The following is a 6,850-nucleotide window of genomic DNA, read 5'->3' on the forward strand; positions in this document are numbered from 1 at the left end:
TCGAGACATTCTTCCTGGCAATGAAATAGGGTTTACCCTAATATGAAGCCATCCCGTTTCAAACCAGCCAGGAGTTTCCCGATGTCCACCCTCTTGCTCTGCCTCGTCTCCGTTGCTGCCGTCGCCTTTTCTGCTTTCCACACCTCGAAGGCCATCGACGACCTGACTCGCTGAGTCCCGGGTTGCCTACCGCCTGAGCGCGAAGGGCCCCTCGCCGTTCAGTTGCTCCTGCAGGAACTGGACGCACACGCGCACCTTGGCCGAATGGCTGAGCCGCACCGAACTCGCGGCCCAGATGTCAGCGGGCTGGTGCCACTCCGGCAGCACCGGCACCAGGCGCCCGGCGCGCAGGTCCTCATGCACGTCCCACCGGCCCTGCAGCAGGATTCCGTGGCCGTCCTTGCCCCATCCGCGCACCATTTCCGAATTGTTGGATGACAGGCGCCCGCTGACCTTTACCTTCTCGCTGCCACCGCCCGGACCGGTCAGTCGCCACACACCGAAGGCCTGGTTGCGATCGCGCAAGACCACGCAATCGTGCCGGCTCAATTCCGCGACGGTGGCGGGCGCACCGCGGCGCTCCAGATACGCCGGCGCCGCGCACAGGAGCCGCTCGCTCGCGGCGATCCGGGTCGCGACCAGGTGCGGCTCATCCACCTCCCCCACACGCACGTCCAGGTCGACGTTCTCGCTGATCAGGTCGACCCGGCGATCCACCGCGTCCAGCGTAATGTCGAGCGCCGGATAACGCTTCGCCAGCAGGGACAGCGCCGGCGCGATGTGCTTGCGCCCCAGGCGCGCACTGGTCGTCACACGCAGCAGGCCGCGCGGATCGAGCCGTCCGCCGGCGACCGTCTCCGCCATGTGGTCCACGCCCTCGAAGATCTGCTGGGCCGATGCGTACACCCGCTCGCCGTCATCGGTCACCGTGACGCGCCGCGCGGCCCGATGAAACAGCGTCACGCCGAGCGATTTCTCCAGGATCGCGATGCGCTTGCTGACGAAGGCCGGCGAGGTGCCCAGCTCGGTCGCAGCCGCGGCAAAGCTGGCCTTGCGGGCCGCCAGGCAGAACACGCGCAGATCGTCCAGATGGAATTTGAGGCTCACGATTCGTGAATCATAGAGCCACGATCCGGCCGTTGTTCATCGAATCGTTCTTCTCTAAATTTGCCCCATCGCTCAGAACGACGCAGCCAATGCAACCGTCCTGCCAGTCGAATTCCGCAAATCCATCCGAGACATACGACCCATGAACGCAGCCCCCGCCCCCCAACCCGCCCAGCGGCCGATTCGCGTTGCCGTGGCCGGCGCCGGCCTGATCGGCCGCCGCCACGCCGAACTGGTCCGGCAGAGCGGCGAATGCGTGCTCGCGGCGATCGTCGATCCGTCGCCGGCGGCGGCCGCTTTCGCCGATGGCGCCGGCGTGCCGCGCTTCGGCAGCCTCGCCGAGTTGCTGGCGCAGCAGGACAAGTCCGACGCAGTGATCCTCGCGACGCCCAACCATCTGCACGTGGCCAATGCCATCGAGTGCATCGATGCCGGCGTGGCGGTGCTGGTCGAGAAACCGGTCGCGCACACCGTCGAGGAAGCCGAGCGCCTGCTGCAACATGTCGAAGGCAGCGAAGCGCGCGTGCTCGTCGGCCACCACCGGGCGCACAGCCCGATCCTGGCGAAGGCGCGCGAAGTCATCCAGCAAGGCGCGCTCGGCCATATCGTCGCCGTGACCGGCAGCGCGCTCTTCTACAAGCCCGAGAACTATTTCGAGGAAGGGGCCTGGCGCACGCGTCTGGGCGGCGGCCCGATCCTCATCAACCTCATCCACGAGATCGGCAACCTGCGCTCGCTCTGCGGCGAGATCGTCTCGGTGCAGGCCGCAACCTCCAACGCAACACGCGGCTTCGAAGTGGAAGACACTGCCGTGATGCTGCTGCGATTCGCCAGCGGTGCGCTCGGCACCTTCATCCTTTCCGACACGGCCGCCAGCGCGCGAAGCTGGGAGCAGACCTCGCAGGAGAACAAGGACTATGCCCACGATCCGGACGAGGACTGCTACGGCCTCGTCGGCACGCAGGGCTCGCTGTCGGTGCCCACGATGCAGTTGAAGTCTTTTGCGCCAGGACAGCAGCGTTCCTGGTACGAAGCCATGACGAGCGCGGTGGTGGAAGGCGAGCGGCTGGACCCGCTGGCCCTGCAACTGCAGCACTTCTGCGCCGTGACGCGTGGTGAAGCCGCGCCGCTGGTCAGTGCCCGCGATGGCTTGCAGAACCTGCGCGTGGTGGAGGCGATCGCCGAGGCGGCGCGCACCGGCGCCGTCGTTTCGATCCCGCTGCAAGGCTGACATTCGCAACCAGCACACCCCATTTCCAGGAAACAAGACAAATGACCCGCGCCATTGCCCTCGCCGCCCTCACCGTCCTCGAACTCACGCCGCCCGAGATGGTGACCTGCGCCCACGAAGCCGGCTACAGCCACGTCGGCATCCGCCTGCTGCCCGCCACGCCGACCGAGCCGCAATACGACATCGTGGGCGACACGCCGCTGCTGCGCGAAGTCGAGGCGCGACTGGCGGACACGGGCATCAAGGTGCTCGACGTGGAGATCTTCCGCATCAAGCCGGATGTGCGCGCCGCCAACTACGAGGCCGCGATCGCCACGGCCGCGCGGCTCGGCGCGAGCGAGTTGCTGGTGGCGGGCAACGATCCCGACGACGCACGCCAGATCGAATCGTTCGCCGCCTTCTGCGAACTGGCCGGCCGCTACGGCCTCGGCGCGGTGCTCGAGTTCATGCCGTGGACCGAAGCGAAGAACCTGACGCAGGCCGCGCGCATCGTCGAGCGCTGCGGCGCCAAGAACGCAGGCGTGCTGATCGACCCCTTCCACTTCAGCCGCTCGCGCAGCCGCATCGAGGACATCGCATCCATCCCGCCATCGCGCCTGCGCTACCTGCAGTTCTGCGACGTGCCGGCCGAGATTCCGCCGACGATGGAAGAGATCCTCCACCAGGCCCGCGCCGAGCGGCTGTTCCCGGGCGAGGGCGGCGTCGACCTGGTCGGCCTGCTGCGCGCCGTTCCGCGCGACATCCCGCTGAGCCTGGAAATCCCGATGCACACGCTGGCCCGCACCGTCGGCGCGACCGAACGGGCACGCCGCGCACTGGCCGCGACCAAGCGCGTGCTGGCCCAACTCGACGCGTGAACGCGACCATGCCCTCGGTCAATACCCAATGGCGCAGCATCGACTGCGACCTGGTCGTCGTCGGCTCCGGCGCTGCGGGCCTCGCGGCCGCCGTGACTGCGGCGTTCCATGGCCTCAAGGTCGTGGTCGTGGAAAAGGCGCCCGTGTTCGGCGGCGCCACCGCCTGGTCGGGCGGTTGGATGTGGGCGCCCGGCAATCCGCTCGCCAGGCGTGCCGGCATTCATGAAGACCCGCAGCAACCGCGCACCTACCTGAAGAACGAACTGGGCGAACGCTACGACGCGGCCAGGGTCGATGCCTTCCTCGACAACGCGCCCCGGATGGTCGCGTTCTTCGAAGAGAACACCGCGCTCCAGTTCGCCGATGGCAACGCGATCCCCGACGTGCATGGCAAGGTGGCCGGCGCCGGCACGCAGGGCCACCAGGTCATCGCCGCGCCCTACGATGCCCGCGAACTGGGTGGGTTGAACAAGCGCCTGCGCAAGACGATGCGGGAGACCTCCTTCCTCGGCATGCCGATCATGGCGGGCGCGGACCTCGGGGCCTTCCTCAGCATGACACGCTCGCCCAAGTCCTTCCTTCATGTGACGAAGCGCTTCCTGCGGCATCTGCGCGACCTCGCCTTCCATGGCCGCGCGATGCACCTGGTCAACGGCGTGGCGCTCATCGGGCGCCTGGCCAAATCGGCCGACGACCTGAAGGTGCAGATGATCGAATCCGCGCCTGCGAAGCAACTGTTGCTGGAGAACGGCGTCGTGCGCGGCGCCATCGTCTCGACGCCCACGGGCGACATCGAGATCCGCGCCGCCAGGGGCGTCGTCCTTGCGGCAGGCGGCTTTCCAAACGACATCGCGCGGCGCAAGGCCCTGTTCCCGCGCACGCCCACGGGCCAGGAACACCTCGCACTGCCACCCGAAAGCTGCTCGGGCGACGGCATCACGCTCGGCGAATCGGCGGGCGGACTGCTGGACACCCGCGTGGCATCGCCGGCCGCCTGGGCGCCCGTCTCGCGCGTGCCGCACCCTGACGGCACGGTCGGCCACTTCCCGCACATCATCGAACGCGGCAAGCCGGGACTGATCGGCGTGCTGTCGAACGGCCAGCGCTTCGTCAACGAAGCCGATGGCTACTACGACTATGTCGCAGCGATGGTGGCGCAGGCGCCACAGGGCGAGGAAGTGCATTCATGGCTCATCTGCGACCATCGCTTCCAGCGGCTCTACGGGCTGGGCTATGCGCGCCCGTTCCCGGTCCCGGTGGGCCGCTTCGTGCGCAACGGCTACCTGAAGCGCGGCAACACCATCGAGGAACTGGCGACGACCTGCGGCATTCCGCCGTCGGCACTGGCGGCAACCGTCCAGCGCTTCAACGACAACGCCCGCCAGGGCACGGACCCGGACTTCGGACGCGGCTCCACGCCCTACAACCGCAAGATGGGCGATCCATTGCACAAGGGCCCCAACCCCTGCGTCGCGCCGATCGAGCAAGGCCCCTTTTATGCCGTGAAGGTGCTGCCTGGCAGCTTCGGGACTTTCGCCGGACTGAAGACCAATGAACATGCGCAGGTGGTGAACGCCAATGGCAAGCCGATTGCCGGTCTTTACGCAGCCGGCACCGACATGGCCAGCGTCATGGGCGGCTTCTATCCCTCGGGCGGCATCAACCTCGGGCCGGCGATGACCTTCGGCTTCATCGCTGGGCGGCATGCGGCGCGCGCAACGGATGACCGGCACATGAGCACCGTCCGCCAGGAAGAGCTGGCCGCCGTTTGCTGACGCGCGCTGCAGGTCGGCTCGACGACACATGGCATCGGCGTGCAGCGCGATGCGGCAAGTTCCGACAGGCTCCGATGAGCACTGGCACGGAGACTGGCTGCATGACCCAATTCATCCTTGCCGCGCTTGTTTCCCTGGCCGCCGCCGTCGTGTTGACTGCCACCGTGCCCGCGGATGCGGCATCGGTGGACTGGCAGTTGCCTACCGTTGAAAGCCGCTGAGGAATCTTCAAGCCGTCTTGCGGCTCTTGGGACGCGCAGCCCGTGCCGCGCCCTCTGTTGGCGCAAGACCCGCGCGCGGCGCTGAATGCTCTCCGCGCACCGCCTGCGCGTACTTGGCCAGCACACCCGTCAGTCCCTCGTGCGCCTCGGGGCTCTGGGCGGGACTCAATGCCTGGCGCGCAATCTCCGCGATGTGCGTGTCCATGGCGGCCATGACCTCGTCCACCTTGCTCGTGCCAAAGCGGCGGATGATGTCCTCATGCTCCCGGATCGAGCATTCGTTCGAATGCGGCCCGGCATGCACGGCCAGGATCAGCGAGCAGCGCGACACGGCCTCGGACATGAAGCGCATCAGCAGGAAGTTGTCGGCCATCTCGGCCAGCGCGGTGTGGAAGTCGCCGGCCAGCCGGCTGGAGGCGCGCAGGTCACCGGCGTCATGCGCATCCTGTTCGGCCTGCACGATCTTCTGCAGGCGCTTCGCGAAGGCTGGTGTCCAGCGCTGCGCCACCAGGCGGACCACCTCGCGCTCCAGCGCGCGGCGCACTTCGAAGACCTGGCGCGCCTCGCCCAATCCGGGCTCGGCGACCGCCGCCGTGCGCCGGCCACCCCCGGCCACCAAGCCTTCGGCCTGCAGCCTGGCGAGCACGGCGCGCACCGGCGTGCGGCTGATGCCGAATTGCGTGGCGAGGGCATCTTCCGGCAGCTTGGTGCCGGGCTCGATGGCACGTTCGATGATCGCCCGGCGCAGGGCCTCGTAGGCGATCTCGGCGGGAGCCTTGTTGCTGTTCATGGCTCCAAACTGTATACGAAGCGGCGGAAACTGGTATCCGCGAGCTGAAGCCTACATGCGAACCAATTGAATCGCTCTCTGGACGAGACAAGGCGCGCACGCTGCGATCTGCAAGAGTGTTAACTAGGTGTCAACCCTTGCATACTTGAAAATCCCCTGATGCATACTCGCTCCGCATACTCATCAGGTATACGGAGTGCCATGAAGCATCGACTGCTCGTCCCGCTCAATCGTCAGCAGCTGGAGCTGATGGACCGCACCATTGCGCAAGGCGTCGCCCCTGATCGGGCGGCCCTGCTGCGACTGGCCCTGCGCGAATACGGCCCGCCGCATCGCGCGCCGGCCGCGCACAAGCAGCCCACCGCGGAGCCCGCGAAGGAGTCCGCATGACCCGTCGCGAACTCATCGCCGAATGGACCCTCCAGCCCGGCACCGGCAAGGCCATCGAGGTCAAGGCCGGGCAGATCCTCCGCATCGAACAGGTCGAGGGTGGCCAGTGCGTGGACTTCAACGCCTTCAACCTGCATGACTACAAGGAGTTCATGCACTGCGGCCGCACGCGCACGGTGCACGGCTTCAATCCCACGGTCGGCACCTTCATGTGGTCCGCACCGCCGCGCGAGCGGGCCATGTTCTTCATCCTGGCCGACACGGTGCGCCAGAACGACGTGCTGTTCCCGCGTTGCAGCGCCTACGTCTATGAAAGCACCTACGGCTTCCAGTCGCATACCAACTGCCACGACATCCAGGCCGAAGCGCAGCGCGAATACGGCTTGACGCCCGACGACGTGCACGACAGCTTCAACTTCTTCATGGTCACCGAAGTGCAGACCGGCGGCACGGTCCGCATCAGCCGGCAGGACACCGGG

Annotated in this window: 7 protein-coding genes; 5 read left to right on the forward strand and 2 right to left on the reverse strand. The window is 67.2% G+C overall.

Going from position 1 to position 6,850, the window contains the following annotated elements:
- Positions 1 to 186: 186 nt before the first annotated feature.
- Positions 187 to 1,107, reverse strand: coding sequence for a LysR family transcriptional regulator (locus WKW79_RS04105; protein WP_340333813.1), 921 nt, complete (start codon positions 1,105 to 1,107; stop codon positions 187 to 189).
- A 142-nt stretch (positions 1,108 to 1,249) separates the two neighbouring features.
- Here WKW79_RS04105 and WKW79_RS04110 point away from each other — a divergent pair, with 142 nt between their 5' ends.
- Genes WKW79_RS04110 through WKW79_RS04120 form a run of 3 tightly spaced genes read left to right on the forward strand, consistent with a single transcriptional unit; the run spans position 1,250 to position 4,970 of the window.
- Positions 1,250 to 2,338: a Gfo/Idh/MocA family protein gene (locus WKW79_RS04110; protein WP_340333814.1), complete on the forward strand. Its 1,089-nt coding sequence runs from the start codon at positions 1,250 to 1,252 to the stop codon at positions 2,336 to 2,338.
- A 41-nt stretch (positions 2,339 to 2,379) separates the two neighbouring features.
- Positions 2,380 to 3,195 carry a sugar phosphate isomerase/epimerase family protein gene (locus tag WKW79_RS04115; RefSeq protein ID WP_340333815.1) on the forward strand — a complete coding sequence of 272 codons (816 nt, stop codon included), beginning with the start codon at positions 2,380 to 2,382 and terminating at the stop codon, positions 3,193 to 3,195.
- Positions 3,196 to 3,203: 8 nt separating this feature from the next.
- Positions 3,204 to 4,970, forward strand: coding sequence for an FAD-dependent oxidoreductase (locus tag WKW79_RS04120; protein ID WP_340333816.1), 1,767 nt, complete (start codon positions 3,204 to 3,206; stop codon positions 4,968 to 4,970).
- A 228-nt stretch (positions 4,971 to 5,198) separates the two neighbouring features.
- Here WKW79_RS04120 and WKW79_RS04125 read toward each other — a convergent pair whose 3' ends face one another.
- Positions 5,199 to 5,981 carry a GntR family transcriptional regulator gene (locus WKW79_RS04125; protein WP_340333817.1) on the reverse strand — a complete coding sequence of 261 codons (783 nt, stop codon included), beginning with the start codon at positions 5,979 to 5,981 and terminating at the stop codon, positions 5,199 to 5,201.
- 201 nt (positions 5,982 to 6,182) lie between these two features.
- Here WKW79_RS04125 and WKW79_RS04130 point away from each other — a divergent pair, with 201 nt between their 5' ends.
- Together WKW79_RS04130 and WKW79_RS04135 are read left to right on the forward strand one after the other, a co-directional pair.
- A complete protein-coding gene (locus WKW79_RS04130; protein ID WP_340333818.1) occupies positions 6,183 to 6,371 on the forward strand; it encodes a hypothetical protein in 189 nt (62 codons plus the stop codon).
- Positions 6,368 to 6,850 (forward strand): DUF1989 domain-containing protein (locus tag WKW79_RS04135; RefSeq protein WP_340333819.1); only part of this gene is annotated, 483 nt, incomplete at its 3' end. The genes WKW79_RS04130 and WKW79_RS04135, both read left to right, overlap by 4 nt.

Origin of the sequence: Variovorax robiniae, assembly GCF_037889955.1 — a bacterium.
GTDB classification, from domain to species: Bacteria; Pseudomonadota; Gammaproteobacteria; order Burkholderiales; family Burkholderiaceae_C; genus Variovorax; species Variovorax robiniae.